Raw genomic sequence first — 17,758 nt, 5'->3', positions numbered from 1 at the left:
TTTCATGAGAACCATCATGTCCCTACAAGAACAACAGACCGACTTGCGCGGCGGCTTCAAGCAAGAAATGCAGACCCGGCACATTGTCATGCTCGCCCTCGGCGGGGTGATCGGCACCGGGCTGTTCCTCACGTCCGGCTACACGGTGAACCAGGCCGGCCCCCTGGGGGCGGTGATCGCCTATATCATCGGCGCGCTGATGGTGTACATGGTGATGATGTGCCTCGGCGAACTGGCGGTGCAGATGCCCGAGACCGGCTCCTTCAGCACCTACGCCACGCGCTTTCTCGGCCCCGGCACCGGCTACACCGTGGCCTGGCTGTACTGGCTGACCTGGACCGTGGCCATCGGCTCGGAATTCACCGCCGCCGGCATCCTCATGGCCCGCTGGTTCCCCGACACCCCGGTGTGGATCTGGAGCGCGCTGTTCGCCATGGTGGTGTTTTTGTCCAACGTGGTCTCGGTGCGGCTGTTCGCCGAGACCGAGTTCTGGCTGTCGCTGGTCAAGGTGATCACCGTGCTGGTGTTCCTGGCGGTGGGTGGCGGGGCGATCCTGGGCCTGTTGAACATCGATCAGGCCCACAGCATCGGCTTGAGCAACTTCACTCGTGAGGGGCTGTTCCCCACCGGTTTCATGCCGATTGCCATGACCCTGCTGGCGGTGTCCTTCGCCTTCTCCGGCACTGAACTGATCGGCATTGCCGCCGGCGAAACCCGCGACCCGCAACGCAACGTGCCACGGGCGATCCGCACCACGGTGCTGCGCCTGGCGATCTTCTTTGTCGGCACCATCTTCGTCCTCGCCACCCTGTTGCCCCGGGAGCAGGCCGGCCTGGTGGAAAGCCCGTTCGTCACGGTGTTCACCTACATCGGCATTCCGTACTCGGCGGACATCATGAATTTCGTGATCATCAGCGCGCTGCTGTCCGCCGCCAACTCCGGGTTGTACGCCGCCTCGCGGATGCTCTGGACCCTGAGTGACCAGGGCCATCTGCCCAAGCAGTTCTCGGCCCTGACCCGCATGGGCACGCCGCTCAACGCGATCATCGTAAGCATGGCCGGCGGTGCGGCCTCTCTGCTCAGCAGTGTGTTCGCCCCGGACACCATCTACCTGGCCCTGGTGTCGATTTCCGGGCTGGCGGTGGTGGTGGTGTGGATGAGCATCGCCGCCAGCCAGATCGCCTTTCGCCGTCACTATGTGGCCAACGGCGGCGATGTTCGCGAGCTCAAGTTCCGTGTCCGCGGCTATCCCTGGGTGCCGCTGGGGGCGTTGTTCTGCTGCGCCCTGGCTTGTGTCGGCATCGGTTTTGATCCCGAGCAGCGGGTGGCCCTGTACTTCGGTCTGCCCTTCATCGCCTGGTGCTACTTCGTGTATTACATTACCCGCAGTAGCCGCCAGCGGCGCCTGGCCCTGGCACCTCTGGCACGCTCGTCCGATGCCTTGCAGGGCTGAAGGACGGGAGCGGTATCCAGGGTGTCCATGAGAGCCAGGCCATGAAGCAGAAAAGCTTGCCCCCGCTGAACTGGTTGCGCGCCTTCGAAGTGTCCGCCCGTTGCCTGAACTTCACCCACGCCGCCGAGGAACTGTTCCTCACCCAGGGCGCGGTGAGCCAGCAGATCCGCCAACTGGAAAGCCACCTCGGGGTGGCGCTGTTCAAGCGCCTGCCCCGGGGCCTGGACCTGACCGAGGAGGGGCGCTCCTACCTGCCGGTGGTGCAGGATGCCATCACCCGGCTGGCGGTGGGCACCAACGAAATCTTCGGCCAGCACCAGCACCGGCCGATCAAGGTCCGCGGCAGCCTGGCGTTCTTCGTCCACTGGCTGGCCCCCAAGCTGGTGACCTTCCAGCAGGCCCAGCCCCAGGTGGACCTTCGCTACATCAGCAATATCTGGGTCAAGGAACTGGACGGCGAGGACGACATGGAGATCCGCTGGGGCCGCGGGCACTGGCCGGGGCTGGTGGCCCAGCGCCTGACCTGGGACAGCCTGTTCCCGGTCTGCGCCCCGGCCTTGCTGGCGCGTTTGCCACTGCAGGTGCCGGACGATCTGGCCCGGCATCAACTGCTGCATGTACTGGGCTATGAGGAGGGCTGGGGCTACTGGCTCAAGCGCGCCGGCGCCAGTGGCGTGGACTCGTCCCGGGGCATGCAGTTCGACACCCTGATCTCGACCTTGCGCATGGCCGAGCTGGGCCAGGGCGTGGCCCTGGCCCGTTCCTCGATGGTCGCTGAAATGCTTGCTGACGGGCGTCTGGTGGAACCCTTCGAGCAACGCATCGAGGCCAGCGAGTCCTTTTATCTGGTGCGCGGCGCCGACGCCGAGCAACACCCCGATGCGCTGAAGTTTTCCACCTGGCTGGTGGAGCAGGCCCATCGCTACAAATGACTGGCCGGAGCCAAGCATGCGTTATGTGAGTACCCGCAGTGCCACCGAACAGGTGGATTTCGCAACCGTGGTCCTGTCCGGCGTGGCGGCCGACGGCGGGCTTTATGTGCCGCAGCAGTTGCCCAGTTTCAGCCCCCAGGAAATCGCCAACTGGTCGACCCTGGATTACCCCGAACTGGCCTTTCGCGTGCTCAGCCCCTTTGTTGGCGACAGCCTGCCCGAGGCGGACTTCAAGGGGCTGCTTCGGCAGGCCTACAGCGGTTTTGGCCATCGTGCGGTGGCGCCGCTGCGCCAGATCGATCGCAATGAGTGGCTGCTGGAGCTGTTTCATGGCCCCAGTGGTTCGGCCAAGGACTTTGCCGCACGCCTGCAGGCCCAACTGGTGAGCTACTTTCTCCAGCGCCGGCAGCGGCGTGGGGTGCTGGTGGGGGCCACCAATGGCGACACCGGACTGGCGGCCATCGAGGCCTTCAAGGACTGCCCGCAGACGCGACTGATGGTGTTCTATCCGCAGCACGGGGTGCCCGAGCAGCAAGGGCGGCAGTTGCAGGCGGCGCACCAGCCGGGCCTGTGGCGCTTCGCCGTGGAGGGCAGCTTCGATGACTGCCAGACCCTGGTCAGCCGCTTGCTGCGTCAGTGGCCGTTGGCCGAGCACGAGGTGATCGGCTTCAACTCCAGCAATTGGGTCGGGGTCATGGCCCAGTTGGTGCTGTATTTCCACGCCGTGCTGCAACTTGGCGGGGGCCAGCGGCCCATCGGCTTCAGTGTTCCGGCGGCCAGTTTCGCCGAGGTCTATGCCGGCTACATCGTGCAGAAAATGGGCCTGCCCATCACTCAGATGATCGTGGCCACCAACCGCAATGACGCCCTGCACCAACTGTTCCTGAAGAACCAGTATTCCCGGGGGCAGGCCAGCCAGAGCCTGTCGCCGGCCATGGACCTGTCGCTGTTCGCCAACCTGGAGCGCCTGGTCTGGGAGCTGTATGGCCAGGACCCGGACGCGGTGGCGGTGCTGATGCAGGGCTTCGAGGACAACGGCGAGATGACCCTGGACAACGAAGCCTGGCTGCAGGCGCGGATGATCATCGACTCCTATTCGGTCAGCGACGAAGAGACCGGCAAGGAGATCGTCAGCCTGTATCGGGACACCGGCTACGTCATTGACCCCCATGCCGCCACCGGGGTTCTGGCGGCACGCCTGTACCGCCGCAGCCTGGTGGCGCCGATGGTCACCCTGGGGGAGATTGCACCGGCCAAGTCGGCGCGCCTGCTGAGCTCGCTGGGCCTCCCCGGGTTGCCGCAAGAGCCGGTGGCACAGCCTTCGACGCAGCAGTGGCAGACGCTGGCCGCGGATGACTTTGGCGCGCTGCTGCACTGCCTGGAGTCCTGGTGATGGGCCGGTGCAAGGTGAGCCCATGAAGCGGATTCTTGATCCTCTGGACGAGCGCATCCTGGCCGAACTGACCCTCAACGCCCGGGCCGCCCACGCCGAGCTGGCGGCCAAGGTCAACCTGTCGCGCAATGCCGTGCGCCAGCGTATCGAGCGCCTGGAACGGGACGGGGCGATCCAGGGCTACACCATTCGCGTGGGGGAGGGGCGGGGCGCGGACACCCGGATCAATGCGCTGATCTTCGTCTACCGCTACGACCGCATGCGCGGCGCCGAAGTGCTGCAGGCCTTGCGTGCCATGCCGGAGATCGTCCAGTGCGAAGTGCTCAGCGGCGAGTTCGATGTACTGGTGCGGGTCAGCGCCGCCACGGCGGAGCGGGTGCATCGGGTGTGGAATGACATCGCCGCCTTGCCCGGGGTGGAAAACACCGTCACGTCCTTTGTCCTGTCCTCGGTGAGTTAGGGGCTGTCTGCCTGCTTGAAAAAGCCAACCAGTGTTGGCTTTTTTGCTTTTTTGGCGCCGCGGAATGTGCCCGTTCATGCCTCATGAGCAGGTGTTGGGCGGTACGCCTTGAAATGGCTTCGGTGGAAATCTGCGCGGGTAGCCGATGGCTCGAAGAAACGCCTCTGGCGGATCAACAGTCCGCTACCAAGAAACCTTTCCTGAAAATTCAGAAGTGTCTGATGTGTCGGTTATTGGGGTTAATCCAGTATCGGCACCCACTGCAAGGCCCGTATTCCGGGGGTATACGCCGTTTGCTGGGGTGCTCGGCGCTTGTTTGACGCCAGGATAGTGGCACATTAATATCGCCGCCCTGTCTTGACCCTTGCTGCCCTTTCGAAGGACCGAATATGCCTATCTCCGCCCTCGGGATGAGGTTGTGCTGTGCCTTGTCTTGCCTGCTGCTGGCCGGCCCCGTGCACATGGCGATTGCCGCTCCCTTGCCCGCACCGACCTTCAACCCCGGCGACCAGGATCTGATCCTCTAATTCCGCTTTTTGCCTGAGATATTCGACATGGACGTTCGTCAGTTTGCCTTTCTGGCCCGCCAGCCTTCGGCTGCCCTGCAATCCCGTGAGTCCTTTTTGGGCCTGCCGAAACGCGGACTGGCGTTCATCCTGGCCAACGTGATGTTCTGGCAGCCGCTGGTGGTGATGGCCGACGGCATTGTGGTCAATGGCAGCGGCACCAGCCTCGGGCAAGCGGCTAATGGCGTGCCCATCGTCAACATTGCCACGCCCAATGGCGGTGGCTTGTCCCATAACAAGTTCAGCGACTACAACGTCGGCCAGCAGGGCGTGATCCTCAACAACGCCATCAACCGCACCCAGGAAACCCAACTCGGCGGGATCATCCTCGGCAACCCCAATTTGGGTGGCCGCGCGGCCAATGTCATCCTCAACGAGGTCAACGGCGGCAGCCCCAGCCAGCTCAAGGGCTACACCGAAGTGGCCGGGCAATCGGCCCATGTCATCGTCGCCAACCCCTACGGCGTCAGCTGCAACGGCTGCGGCTTCATCAACACCCCCAAGGCCACCCTGACCACCGGCAAACCGGTGATCGAGAACGGCCAGATCCAGCGTTATCAGGTGGACCAGGGCAGCGTGTCCATCGAGGGCGCGGGCCTCAACGCTGGCAATATCGACCAGTTCGAAATCATCACCCGTAGCGCGAAAATCAACGCCGAGATCCAGGCCAAGCACCTGGCGGTGATCGCCGGGGCCAACGATGTCGATGCCAAGACCCTCAATGCCACAGCCCGCGCCGCCAACCCAGCGGAGGCACCGCAACTGGCCATCGACTCTTCGGCCCTGGGCGGCATGTACGCCGGGGCCATCAAGCTGGTGGGCACTGAAGCTGGGGTCGGGGTCAAGCTCGACGGCAAGCTGATCGCCAGTGGTGGAGATATACAGCTGGATGCCAACGGCCAGTTGCGCATGGCTGACGCCACCGCCGAGAAGGGTGCCGTGGCGATCAAGGCGCAAAGCCTCGATGCTAAGGGCGCGGTCTACGCCGGCACCGATCTCAAGGTGCAAACTCAAGACGACCTGAACAACCACAGCACCCTGGCGGCGGCCAACAGCATCAATCTGGGCAGCGGCGGGCAACTGAACAACCAGGGCATCATCGAAGCCGGGGTCAACCTCGACAACAGCCGCAACCCGAACGGCGATGTCACCCTGACGGCGCAAAACCTGAACAACACTGGCAAGAGCGTGGTGGCCAGCCGTGATCTGACGGTCACGACCAAGCAGACCCTGAACAACCAGGGCGGCACCCTGAGCGGGCAGCGCCAGGTAACGGTCAGCGCTGGGACTCTGGATAACAGCCATCAGGGCAAGCTGCTGAGCGCCGAGCGCCTGCAACTCAATGCCGATCAGGTGCGCAACGGCCAGGGCGGCCTGATCAAGAGTCAGCAGTCCCTCAATGCCACCCTGGGCCACCTGGGCAACAGCGGCGGCGAGCTGTCGAGCCAGGGCAGCAGCACCCTGGTGCTGGCCGGGATGGACAACCTCACCGGCGTGGTACTGGCGCAACAGACCCTGACCATCACCGGCAGCGCTGAGCTGGACAACCAGGGTGGGCTGCTGTCGGGCTGGCAGGGCCTGACCCTCAAGGGCACCGGCCTGAACAACAGCAACAAAGGCACCGTCTCCAGCCTCAAGGGCGGTGTCGACATCACCCTCAGCGACGCCTTGAACAACAGCCAGGGCGGTGGACTGGTCAGCCAGCAGGCCTTGGACGTCAAGGCCGCGAGCCTCGACAACAGCCTCAAGGGCGTGATCTCCAGCGCGGGTGCACAGAGCCTCAAACTCAGCGACCGGCTGGACAACAGCCAGGGCGGCTCCATCGACAGCGCCGCCACCCTGACCCTGCAGGCCATGGCCCTGGGCAACCAGGGCGGCACAGTCAACGCCACCGGCGACCTGGAATTCATCGGCAGTGACCTGGACAACAGCCACGGCACCTTCACCGGCAAGCAGGGCGTCACCCTCGACCTGCTGGGACACTTGATCAACAACCAGGGCACGCTGTCTGCCGCCGGCCCCTTGCTGCTCAAGCGCAGCACTAAGGTTGAGAACCAGGGCGGCGAACTCTCCAGCCAGCAGTGGCTGCGGCTGTTCACCGAACACTTGGACAACCGGCAGAAGGGCCGGGTCGCGGCCAATGATTCAGTGTTGATCAGCGCCAGTGGCGAAGTGCAGAACAGCGACGGCGGAGAGATCCTCAGCCGCGAAGCCGACCTGCAACTCAATGCCGAGCGCCTGGACAACGCCAAGGGTCTCCTGCAGGCCAAGACCACCCTGGGCCTTGATGTGGCGGCCGCTGCCGGCAACCAGGGCGGGCAAGTGATTGCCCAGCAGGGCGACCTGACGCTCAAGGCGGCCCACCTCGACAACCGCGCGGGCAAGGTCTCGGCCCTCAACGGCGGCGCCACTCTGGAAACCGCCGCCGATGGCCGCCTCGACAACCGTGACGGCGCGCTCTTCGCCCAGCAGGCGCTGCACATCAGCGCCAAGGACCTGGACAACAGCGCCGGCCAGATCAGCGCCCGGCAGATCGAGCTGGAACTGGCTGGCGCCCTGGACAACCGCCAGGGCCTGATCGAAAGCCGCAGTACCCTGGCCACCGCCGCCGCCAGCCTGGACAACCAGCGCGGGCAACTGCGGGCCCTGGGCCTGGCGAGCAAAACCCGCTTCGATATCGGCGGCACCTTCGACAACCGCGACGGCTTCCTGGAAACCGCCAACCACGACCTGGCCTTCGACGCCGGCGGCTTCAACAACCGTGGCGGCAGCCTGCTGCACAGCGGCAGTGGCGTGTTCGGCATCTCCATGGCCAACCTCGAAGACGTCGGCGGCCGCCTGAAGACCGCCGGCCAACTGACCCTGGAGGCCGAGCGCTGGACCAACAGCAGTGCAATCCAGGCCGACCAGTTGCTGGTCAAGGTCGACCACCTGAGCCAGACCGCCGATGGCCAGCTCCTGGCGGGCAACGGCCTGACCGGCAGCGGCAGCCACTGGAGCAACGACGGCCTGATCGGCAGTGACGCCGCGCTCAACCTCGACCTGAGCGGCAACTACAGCGGCAAGGGCCGCCTGAGCAGCATTGGTCAACTGGACCTGCATGCCGCCCAACTGGATCTGGCGGACAGCGCCAGCATCGCCGGCGGCGCTAATAGCACGCTGAAGATCGACGGGGCGCTGAACAGCGCCGGGCGCATCACCGCCAGCCAGAAACTGCAACTGAACGCCGCCAGCATCCACAACCTTGGCACCCTGGGCAGCGGCGAAGACCTGAACCTCAACGCCGCCACCCTGGTCAACGACCACGGCCTGATCTCCAGCGGCGGCAATATGCAGCTGCTAACCACCAGCTTCACCAACCGCTACGCCCAGGTGTACAGCCTGGGCACCGCGCTGATCGCCAAGGACGACCAGCAAACCCGCGCCGACCTGCTGGACAACCGTTCCGGGGATATCGAAAGCCTCGGCAAGCTGAGCATCGCCGCCACTACTGTCAACAACGTCATGGACGTGCTGCAGTACACCGAGCACGAAAAGAGTGCAGCCAGTATCACCCGCTTGCCGTGTGAGTGGATTGGTTGCGACGACCGCGGAGGCGGCCGCATCAACGGCTTCTGGGAAGTGGCCGAAACCGATCGTCTGCGAGTGACCAACAGCAGCGCCGCCGCCAGCCTCAACAGCGGCGCCGACCTGCAGATCGACACCCAGACCCTGACCAACACCAGCAGCCTGATCACCGCGGTCGGCGACCTCAACGTCAAGGCCGAGACCGTCCACAACCAGGGCCTGCAACCCCAGGAAATCACTACCCTGCGGCGTTATCAGAGCTTCGTCAACGAGACCGGTAACGCCGCCGCCCATGCCGCCGCGTTCAACGCCCGCAACAACCCGACGCCCTCGGCCAGCTTCGCTTCCGACCTCAGCGGCTTTATCGCCTGGACCGGGGTATTGCGGTCTTCCAGCAGCAAAGTGGTGGATGGCGACCAATCCTTCGCCGCCACCCTCCAGGCCGGTGGCAAGGTCAACCTCAAGGCTGACAAAACCCTCGACAACAGCGTGATCCGCTCCTTCTACGAGTACGTCGGCGCCGGCAAGACCCTGACCGACACCGGCGTTGGCAACGGCTACTCGACGCCGATCCGGATCAACCCGCAACTGCCCCCGGAACTGGCCCAGCAACAGGTCAACCCCCTGATACTGCCGGGCTTCACCCTGCCCACCAGCGGCAACGGCCTGTTCCGCCTCAGCGGCCAGGGCAGCACCTTGGCCCAGGCCCCAACCCCTGCGCAGATCGCCGGCCTACCGGACGCCGCAAGCCTGTCCCGGCCGCACAAGTACCTGATCGAAACCAACCCGGCGCTGACCAACCTCAAGCAGTTCATGAGCTCGGACTACCTGCTGTCCCACCTCGGCTACAACCCCGATGAAAGCGCCAAACGCCTGGGTGATGGCTTCTACGAACAGAAACTCATCCAGCAAGCCATGGTGGCCCGCACCGGCCAGCGCTTTATCGACGGCCAGGACAGCAACGAAAAGCTCTTCAAGCACCTGATGGACAACGCCATCCAGAGCAAGCAACAGCTTGACCTGTCGGTGGGCGTGACCCTGACCTCCGAACAAGTCGCCGCCCTGACCCACGACATCGTCTGGCTGGAAAGCCATGAAGTGAACGGCGAACAAGTGCTGGTGCCAGTGCTGTACCTGGCCCAGGCCAACAACCGCCTGGCGCCCAACGGCGCGCTGATCGCCGGCAAGGACGTGAGCCTGATTGCCGGCAAGGACTTGAACAACGTCGGCACCCTGCGCGCGGCCAATGACCTGTCGGCGGTGGCGGGGGAGAACCTGGTTAATAGTGGGTTGGTGGAGGCGGGCAAGGGCCTGAATCTGACGGCAGGCAAGGATCTGCTGAACAAGGCCGGTGGTGTTATCGCTGGGCGCGATGTGGCCTTGACGGCAACTGATGGGGACGTGGTTAACGAGCGCACTTTGACTCGCCATCAGAGCTCCACTTCCATCAGTAATGAGCAGCGCGATTTTGTTGATAGTGCAGCGCGTATCGAGGCCGCCAACAATCTGACCCTGACTGCAAGCCGGGACCTGAAAAATACCGGCAGCGCATTGACCGCAGGCGGTGATGCGGTGCTCAGCGCTGGGCGTGACCTGTCCATTACGTCCACCGAACAGGCGAACAGCAGCAATGGCCAGTTCAAGAAAGATCTCTGGACGCGTAGTCAGACCACACAAAATGCCAGTGACGTCCAGATAGCCGGCAGTCTGAAAGCAGCAGCGGGTCAAGACATTCAAGTTGTGGCGAGCAAGGTTGCTGCCCAGCAAAGCTTGTCGATGGTTGCAGCGCGAGATGTGACCATCGAGTCTGCGGCGAATGCGGGTCATAGCTCGTTCAAAACCAGTAACGGTAGAAGTTCTGACGATCAGGTTCGCCAGCAGTCTTCACGCGTAGAGGCGGGTGGTGATCTGTCGATCAAGGCAGGCCAGGATCTGACGTTGGTGGCCAGCCGGGTTAAAGGGGGGCAGAACGTCGCCCTGGATGCCGCTCGCGATCTCAATGTGCTGTCGGCAAAGGATGAAACTGCCTCTTTCATGTCCAAGAAGGGCAAAGGCTCCTTTGGTCAGAGCAGCAGCAAGCAACAGGAGAGTTACCACAGCACCAACGTCGCCTCTGTGGTTGAGGCCGGGAAAGACCTGACCCTCAACACCAGCAAGAAAGCCGATGGCGGCATGAGCATCAACGGTGGCCGCGATGTCACGCTGATCGGCAGCCAGCTCAAGGCTGGTGCAGACCTGATGGTGGGCGCCACCGGCGATGTGGCGATCCTTTCCGGCGTCGAGGAGCATGGCTCCTACAGCAAGAAGACCAAGTCCGGTTTCCTTGGCCTGTCCAAAAGCGGCAAGAGCCAGTTGCAAACCACCGCGACCCAGGTCGGCAGCGAGCTGAGCGCTGGCAACGATGTGGTGCTGGCAGCAGGCAACGATATCCGCCTGCGGGCCAGTGAAGCCACGGCCGGCAACGATGTGGAACTGCGCGCCGGGCTGGTCAAGGACACAGGTGACATCAATCTGGTTTCGGCCAACGACACGGCCTACAGCCGCAGCGAGCAGTACAAGAAAAAGGTCGGGCTTTCCTCCTCCGGGGCCAGCGTCTCCTTTGCTTCGGCCAAGGAGTCCGGGCGCCAGGCGCAAAGCAGCACCAGCGTGGGCAGCCAGGTGCTGGCCGAGCGCGATGCGAGCCTGAAGGCCGAGCGCGACATCAATGTGGTGGGCAGCGGCATCAGCGCCGGGCGCAATGTCAGCCTCGACGCCGGACGTGACGTCAATGTCGTGGCGGCACAGAACAGCTCGGCGGAGCAGGACTGGAAGAAGAGCAAGCAAGTCGGCGTGGGCGTCAGCAGCGACGACAACGGTGTCAGCCTCTTCGCTGGTGCCGAGCGCAACAAGGAGAAGAATCGCGTCGAAACCCAGACCGCCGCCGCCAGCCAGATCAGCGCTGGTGCAGACCTGTCGGTCAACGCCAAGCGCGACATCAATCAGATCGGTTCCGACCTTCGGGCCGATCACGACATCAACCTGGTGGCCGGTCGCGATATCAAGATCGACGCCGCCCGGGAAGTGCGGGTGACCGAGCAGCAGCGTGAAAGCGAGCGTAATGGCCTGGGTGTCACCATTAACCACAACTATGGCAAGACCAAGGACGCGGTCAACGGCGCCGGCGACGGTGAAAACAACACCAGCAAAGCCTCCAGCACCCTCAAGGCCGTCGACTCGGTCAGCCAGTTCCTCGCCGGGCCGACCGCTGACGTCAAGCTTGGCAACAGCAAGCAAAGCAGCAGCCAGGAGATCATCGAGCAGAGCAACCGCTCTTCAACCCTGCAGGCCGGCAACGACCTGAACCTCTCGGCCAACAACGACGTGACCGTCAAGGGCAGCCAGTTGGGTGCCGGGCGCGACATCAACATCAAAGGGCGCGACGTCACCCTGGATGTGGCCAAAGGCAGCATCAGCGAGGAAACCCGCAACACCGAGATGTGGGGCGGCATTCACGGCGGCACCAGCGGTGGCTTCAAGATCGGCGTCGGCGGCAGCTTCGGCACCGCCAGCAGCGAGAGCAGCCAAGGTTCCTCCACCGCCACCCAACTGGATGCCGGGCGCGACATCAACCTCAAGGCCAGCAACGACCTGAACCTGATCGGGACCCAGGCCCAGGCCGGACGCAACATTGACCTGGATGCCGGCAACGACCTGAACATCCGCGCCGCGCAGAACGACCACAGCAGCGAGAACAACCGCAACAGTGGTGGTGGGGAGATGGGCTTCACCTTTGGTTCAGAAGGCGTGGGCGTCTACGCCAGCGTCAGCATGGGCAAAGGCAATCTGGAGCGTGAAGGCGAGCGCCAGCAAGAGGCTTATCTCTATGCCGGGGAGCGTCTGGGCTTCACCAGTGGCAAGGACACCAACATTTCTGGTGCCAACCTGCGTGGCGATGAAGTGATCGGGCGTGTCGGGGGGGACCTGAACGTCGCTTCGGTCGCCGATACCGGCAAGGTCAAGGGCAAGGAATTCGACATCAGCGTCACCGCCACCTTTGGTCCTGCTCCGGGGCTCAGTGGCTCAGTCGGCTATGGCCAGACCACCGGCAAGACCGACTGGGTTGAAGAACAAACCCGCATCACCGGCAAGAACAAGGTCGATATCCGTACCGAAAACCACACCCAGATTGACGGTGCGCTGATCGCCGCTGACAACGGCAACCTCAAGCTGGACACCGGCACCCTGGGCTTCAGCGATATCGCCGGCAAGGACAAGGAACACGGCTATTACCTGAACGTGGGCGGCACCTACAGCTCCGGTAGTGGCACCACACAAGACAGCAGCCAAGTGGGTAAAGGCAAGGAGGGTGAAACCGGCTGGAGCGTCAGCGGCTGGGACTACCAGAAGGACCGCGAGCAGATCGTCCGCGCCACCGTCGGGGCGGGCGAGATCGTGGTGCGCAAGGATGCTGAAACCGGGGCCGATTCAACGGCCGGGCTGAACCGGGATGTGAGCAAGGCGTATGAGATCACCAAGGATGAGGAGACGCGTACGGATTTGTATGCGAGCAGTTCTTCCATTGACGCTGCACTCAAACCGGGTGAAACGCTGAAACAATGGTCTGATGGGTTGCTCAACTATGACAAAACTGCACTGAATAACTTTAACAAAGCGGCGTCAGCGCTCAACGTGATGATTAATCGCGTGGATAAAATTTTAGGGCGTCCCATGGATGCTCGTGCGGAAGCTGTGGCAGGGAAGGACTTAGCAGAAAGTACACTTGAGGCACTGATTCTTTCCGGTAAAAGTCGCCGCGAAGCTATGGCGATGATGGGTGATCAAAAGTTCATCGATGGCGTTCTTGTTGGTATCGCCTCATTAAATGGTATCGAACCGAAGGTTCTGGAGGAAATTGAAAGGGTCGTAGAACCCAGTAACTACGTTCCTAGTCAAGGTTCGCTGGTGCTGAAAGAAACGCAGGTTAATCCCAGTGGTATATTGGAGCTTCAGGGAACTTTAGAGAGTCTTGCGGCAGCTCAGAAATATATTAAGGAAAATCCAGAGCAAGCGGAAGCTGTAGGTTATGTTATGGCTGCTGCGCAGGGGCCTAAAGGTGTTGCGCAGTTTCTGGTGATGAAAGCTATTGAGGGAACAGAGTTTGGTAAGAAGTTTTCTGAAAATATGGGTAAGGCGGAAGCCTACGCGGGAAAAGCAGCGGCACAGGCTATTCAAGGGACAGAATTAAACCCGAATCATCAAGGGGATGCCTATATAATTGGCGGTGGCGAGCTGATCTATAGCATCTTTACTGGTGCGTTACCGGGTAAGAGGGGAGCGAAGGGTGAGGCTCATGTTTCTGTTAACGAAAGTCGAGTTAATGAACGTGGGGGGAATTCTGGAACTGATACTCCTAAAGGAGTAACTAATCCAGAGGTGCCTAAATTAGGGCGTCCTTCGATTCCTGAGGGGATGACACAAAGTCAATTTGGCAAGGATGTAGTCGGGTGGGGAGCAAGGCCCGAGGGTGCGCTACAGCGCCTCGAAACCATTAATGTTGCTGAGGTCGCATCAATGCAAAAACAAGGGCTTACACGTAGTATGGCTTCGGAGTGGAAAGATTTTTATGCAAATGAATTTTCTAGAAATAGAAATAATATTACTGCGAAAAATCGAGTGGAATTGATGCAGAAGATTTTGGATAATTGGGGGTAGAGATTGTATGAATATGATATGTAAAAACGGAACAAAAAAAACAATTCTGCTTATTGTCGAGCCGTGGGCGGAAGAATATTTGCTGGAACCTGGCCAGTCGGTGGAAGTGATAGGTGAGGGAGGCGTGGCTGATGGTGTTTTTGAAGTTGAGTATTTCGATGGTGGACTAATTGTATATGGGTGGGAGGGTAGCGTTTTATCCATTTTTAAGAATGGTGTTGAGGTTTCTCCTAGTTTGCAAAGTTGAGGTTTTCTGATTGGCGGTTTGGGTTTTTAAGTTGAGGTCGGAGGGGGTGTGTAAATGGTTTCTGTTTTGGTTTTTTTATAAAACAGCCGGCTTCGGACTGAGAGTTGATATCTATACAAACCTCCGATGTAAACAAAGACTTGAGCATTCGCGCCTTAACGAGAAATCGCAACAGTGGTGGTGGGGAAATGTGTATCACCGAGGGAACCGAAAGACATAGGCTTCTATGCTGGGCTCTATACGAAAAGTAATGTCGTAATCACCGCATTGCGAAGGCCAGCGAGACCATCGCGACATAACTTTTCGCGAGCTTTTCGAAACGCGTAACGATGCGACGGTTCTCCTTAAGCCAGCCAAACATACGCTCGATGATATTGCGCTGTCTGTACTTGGGATGATCAAACAGTTTCGGCAGCCCCGGCTTGGGTTTGCGCTTCATGCTGGGCAGAGGAATCACCGGTTGCGTCCGAGCGCGTGATCTTGTGGTTCTTCAGGCCCCCTTTTTTCCCGGCACCAGAAGAGGCCCGGGTTGCTCGTACTGCCGTGGAGTCAATCATCCAAGTTTCCAGGTCAATTAACCCTTGCTCGTTGAGCTTGATGTGAAGCCGTTTGAGCATCTGGTCAAACGCTCCCCGATTGCGCCAATCACGAAAACGTTGATAAACCGTTGACCAGGGGCCGAAACGCTCGGGCATGTCGCGCCAGGCAGCGCCAGAACAAAGTACCCAAAGGACACCGTTGAGCATCAAGCGATCATCTGTTCGTGGGCGGCACCTACAGCTCCGGTAGTGGCACCACACAAGACAGCAGCCAGGTGGGTAAAGGCAAGGAAGGTGAAACCGGCTGGAGCGTCAGCGGCTGGGATTACCAGAAGGACCGCGAGCAGATCGTGCGCGCCACCGTCGGGGCGGGCGAGATCGTGGTGCGCAAGGATGCCGAGACCGGGGCCGATTCAACGGCCGGGCTGAACCGGGATGTGAGCAAGGCGTATGAGATCACCAAGGATGAGGAGTCGCGTACGGATTTGTATGCGAGCAGTTCTTCCCTTGGAGCGGTGGCGAGCCCGAAGAAGGCGTATGAGCAGTGGAAGAAGAGTGTTGAGTTGTATGGGGAAAAAAGCCGGGAGACGATGGTAAAGCTGACCCTTCTCTTGGCCAGCATGGGCGTTCTAATCGCGTCGCCAGACAATCTTCAGGGCACATCCGAAGACATTAATAGAGTCCTGGTAGAAACCGAAAACTATCTAAAAGCCTTCAGTAAGGATGAGAACAGACGTGCGGAGGCTATTGAGTTTCGCCTGAGGGAGCAGTTGGGAGACTTAAATTCCGATGGGGAAAAGATTCTTCTCGCTCGGATGAAGGAAATTGTCCGCGAAAGCCCTGAGAAATCAGTTGAACTGACAGCAATGATTTCCACTCTGAGAGGTTCTCCTACAACGGCGCAGAATTATGTACAAGGGGTAGCCTATGTTGGAGTAATGGCAGCACTTGCTGCGGCTCTGGTCTATCCTACTTTGACACCTGAAAGTCAAGAGCGGATGCGTAACTCTGCTAATTCGATGATTAAAGCTGTAAGCCAAGATTTCGCTTTAACAAAGGAGCAAATGCAGAACCAACTCAAGGTTACGATGGCAGCCTGGGAAATGGTCACCCTCATGCCGTTCCCAGTTCATCTACTTGATGACGAAAACCGAAAGCTGGTTAATCCGATTGTTATTACATCAGGATGGAACCCCGCCAGCGGGGGCTACGCTGAGGGTGGCGGAGTTATTACAACGCCGCATACCGGCGGTACTCAGCTGGATGGAGTGCAGAAGGATGGTGCCTATGTGACTCCGGAGCACAAGCTGAATCCGGGGGTGATGTATAGTGAAGATGGAACTGCAAAAGGTTTAATCGGACAGGATTTTGAAAAATATCTCTATAAAGAACTGGGTGGAAAACCAAGCTTTTCGACGAAAGGACGAGAGTTTGACGGGGCTTATGGAGCGAATAACTCTATATGGTACGAGGCTAAATCTGGCCGATACTGGGAGGATCATGCTCAAGCCGGATCTAAAGGTTTTGATAAGTTTAAGTCAGATGTCGGCGCGCATTCTCGAATAGCTAAAGATAATGGCGCTTCTTTTGAGGTCCATTCCAATACACCGATTCCTCAGCATGCCAAGGAGTGGCTGAGTTCAAAAGGGATATTTTTTAAGGAGTATTAATATGGGTAGCCAAGCATCTGTAGATGTAAGTCTGTCTCGGCCTTGTAGTCCAAAAGATATAGTGATGGCACTACTTGATTCTGGGTGGAGTTTTGATTTTGAAGGGGATGTTCTATTTTTGTTGTCATCAGATATTGACTCTTATGATTGGCAGAAAGAGTATGCTGAGCATTTCAACTTAAAGGAATTTCTCGACTCTCATTCGCCATTCGGGAGGATTGGTATTGCTATGGTTTTTGATGGTAGGTTTGGAGGGGAGTTCTTAATTAGTCGGGATTGTATATCGTTGTCTATTTCAATAAATAGAATTTGTGTCTTTGGCACTGTGCCGGATTTTACTGAGTATGTTTTTAGACTTAAGAAAGTTGTGAGTGGCTTTGGTTTTTCTGATATTAGATGTGAATATATTTCCTGACTGATATTTGGTGTAAAGAAACTGATGTTGATGATGCTGTGCTGGCTGGAAGAGGGGTTGCTTCTGAAAATAAGAGTAACTATCTTGTCGCGAACTGAGCGTCGAAGAGCACGAGAGAAAAATCGCGACTTTCAAGCCGCGATTTTTGCTTGCTGAAGTACCTGCTCTTGTATTCACCTTGTTGTAAAATCCATCAAATCATACCCGCCGCGCAGCAGAATTCTGCACGCCAGTGACATTTCCTGTGGCACTATTTTAACTTTTGGCGCTTTATTAGATTTTGTATAGAAAATGCCGCGTTGAATGAAGTATCTCGTCAAAAACTAATAGGCTATTTTTAATAGAGAAAAATGAATATTTCAATATTTGAAGTGTCGATCAGAAAAGAGCTCCATATAAGCGAAATTTCGGCTGCGCTTAAGTTTTTTTTTGAGTTGTCGGATTTGAATGTTTTAAGTGTCGATGCTTTTTGGGAGTTGTCAGAGGTTGAGCAGGAGAAATCGATCGGAATCAGGCTGGAATACAATGACGTAGGTTATAGGACGTTGGCTATATTCTATTGCTGTTTTGAAGTTGTTGATGAAGTTTTGGCTGGGTTTGCGAAATATCTTGCTGAGGACTTTGGGGCTGAAGTTGCCATCGGTGACTACCTTCATAAGACTGATGTGGTTAATGATAGGTTTATTGTTTTTCAAGCAGATGGGAGTAGAAAGTTTGGCTTTGAGAAAGGCGATAGTGACGGATTTGATGTTGATGTTGTCGACTAACCCTGAGGAGGATCGGCGTGCGCGAGCTAATGAAGGATAGTGATGTTGTAAGTGGTTT

At 59.1% G+C, this 17,758-nt stretch carries 9 protein-coding genes and 2 pseudogenes; 10 read left to right on the top strand and 1 reads right to left on the bottom strand.

Going from position 1 to position 17,758, the window contains the following annotated elements:
- The first annotated feature begins 16 nt into the window (after positions 1 to 16).
- From ACSSVC_RS23845 to ACSSVC_RS23815, 7 genes are all read left to right on the top strand, one after another.
- Entirely contained in the window at positions 17 to 1,453 is a 1,437-nt protein-coding gene (locus ACSSVC_RS23845; protein ID WP_346635028.1) for an amino acid permease, read from the top strand.
- 41 nt (positions 1,454 to 1,494) lie between these two features.
- Positions 1,495 to 2,385, top strand: a complete 891-nt coding sequence (locus tag ACSSVC_RS23840) for a LysR substrate-binding domain-containing protein (protein WP_110652790.1) — start codon at positions 1,495 to 1,497, stop codon at positions 2,383 to 2,385.
- 16 nt (positions 2,386 to 2,401) lie between these two features.
- A complete protein-coding gene (gene thrC / locus ACSSVC_RS23835; RefSeq protein WP_404937275.1) occupies positions 2,402 to 3,778 on the top strand; it encodes a threonine synthase in 1,377 nt (458 codons plus the stop codon).
- Between the two features lie 22 nt (positions 3,779 to 3,800).
- Positions 3,801 to 4,238 (top strand): Lrp/AsnC family transcriptional regulator, encoded by a 438-nt coding sequence (locus tag ACSSVC_RS23830; RefSeq protein WP_019095870.1) that lies wholly within the window; start codon positions 3,801 to 3,803, stop codon positions 4,236 to 4,238.
- 389 nt (positions 4,239 to 4,627) lie between these two features.
- Positions 4,628 to 4,765: a hypothetical protein gene (locus ACSSVC_RS23825; protein WP_346635026.1), complete on the top strand. Its 138-nt coding sequence runs from the start codon at positions 4,628 to 4,630 to the stop codon at positions 4,763 to 4,765.
- A 27-nt stretch (positions 4,766 to 4,792) separates the two neighbouring features.
- Complete coding sequence (locus ACSSVC_RS23820) at positions 4,793 to 14,062, top strand: DUF4951 domain-containing protein (protein ID WP_492611510.1); 9,270 nt, start codon at positions 4,793 to 4,795, stop codon at positions 14,060 to 14,062.
- Between the two features lie 7 nt (positions 14,063 to 14,069).
- Positions 14,070 to 14,309 carry a hypothetical protein gene (locus ACSSVC_RS23815; protein ID WP_492611509.1) on the top strand — a complete coding sequence of 80 codons (240 nt, stop codon included), beginning with the start codon at positions 14,070 to 14,072 and terminating at the stop codon, positions 14,307 to 14,309.
- A gap of 259 nt (positions 14,310 to 14,568) precedes the next feature.
- Here the strand turns inward: ACSSVC_RS23815 and ACSSVC_RS23810 are convergent.
- Positions 14,569 to 15,079: pseudogene (locus ACSSVC_RS23810) on the bottom strand (transposase); the annotation flags it as partial.
- Between ACSSVC_RS23810 and ACSSVC_RS23805 the strand changes: the two are divergent.
- The 3 genes and pseudogenes from ACSSVC_RS23805 to ACSSVC_RS23795 form a co-directional block, all read left to right on the top strand.
- A pseudogene (locus ACSSVC_RS23805) lies at positions 15,064 to 15,429 on the top strand (toxin C-terminal domain-containing protein); the annotation flags it as partial. The pseudogenes ACSSVC_RS23810 and ACSSVC_RS23805 sit on opposite strands and share 16 nt — an antisense overlap.
- A gap of 1,090 nt (positions 15,430 to 16,519) precedes the next feature.
- The gene (locus tag ACSSVC_RS23800) at positions 16,520 to 16,933 is read left to right on the top strand and encodes a hypothetical protein (protein WP_492611508.1); all 414 of its coding nucleotides are present in this window, start codon (positions 16,520 to 16,522) and stop codon (positions 16,931 to 16,933) included.
- 350 nt (positions 16,934 to 17,283) lie between these two features.
- Positions 17,284 to 17,700: a hypothetical protein gene (locus ACSSVC_RS23795; RefSeq protein ID WP_492611507.1), complete on the top strand. Its 417-nt coding sequence runs from the start codon at positions 17,284 to 17,286 to the stop codon at positions 17,698 to 17,700.
- Positions 17,701 to 17,758: the final 58 nt, after the last annotated feature.

The sequence above is a fragment of the Pseudomonas sp. E1BtOHC1 genome, from assembly GCF_058744285.1.
The sequence above is the reverse complement of the archived record's forward strand: the minus strand, read 5'-3'. Positions and strand labels throughout refer to the sequence as shown.

What these genes read in the sequence shown, in the direction of transcription:
- ACSSVC_RS23845 (WP_346635028.1), top strand. Translation starts at nt 17, where the DNA reads ATGTCCCTACAAGAACAACAGACCGACTTGCGCGGCGGCTTCAAGCAA.
- ACSSVC_RS23840 (WP_110652790.1), top strand. Translation starts at nt 1,495, where the DNA reads ATGAAGCAGAAAAGCTTGCCCCCGCTGAACTGGTTGCGCGCCTTCGAA.
- thrC (WP_404937275.1), top strand. Translation starts at nt 2,402, where the DNA reads ATGCGTTATGTGAGTACCCGCAGTGCCACCGAACAGGTGGATTTCGCA.
- ACSSVC_RS23830 (WP_019095870.1), top strand. Translation starts at nt 3,801, where the DNA reads ATGAAGCGGATTCTTGATCCTCTGGACGAGCGCATCCTGGCCGAACTG.
- ACSSVC_RS23825 (WP_346635026.1), top strand. Translation starts at nt 4,628, where the DNA reads ATGCCTATCTCCGCCCTCGGGATGAGGTTGTGCTGTGCCTTGTCTTGC.
- ACSSVC_RS23820 (WP_492611510.1), top strand. Translation starts at nt 4,793, where the DNA reads ATGGACGTTCGTCAGTTTGCCTTTCTGGCCCGCCAGCCTTCGGCTGCC.
- ACSSVC_RS23815 (WP_492611509.1), top strand. Translation starts at nt 14,070, where the DNA reads ATGAATATGATATGTAAAAACGGAACAAAAAAAACAATTCTGCTTATT.
- ACSSVC_RS23800 (WP_492611508.1), top strand. Translation starts at nt 16,520, where the DNA reads ATGGGTAGCCAAGCATCTGTAGATGTAAGTCTGTCTCGGCCTTGTAGT.
- ACSSVC_RS23795 (WP_492611507.1), top strand. Translation starts at nt 17,284, where the DNA reads ATGAATATTTCAATATTTGAAGTGTCGATCAGAAAAGAGCTCCATATA.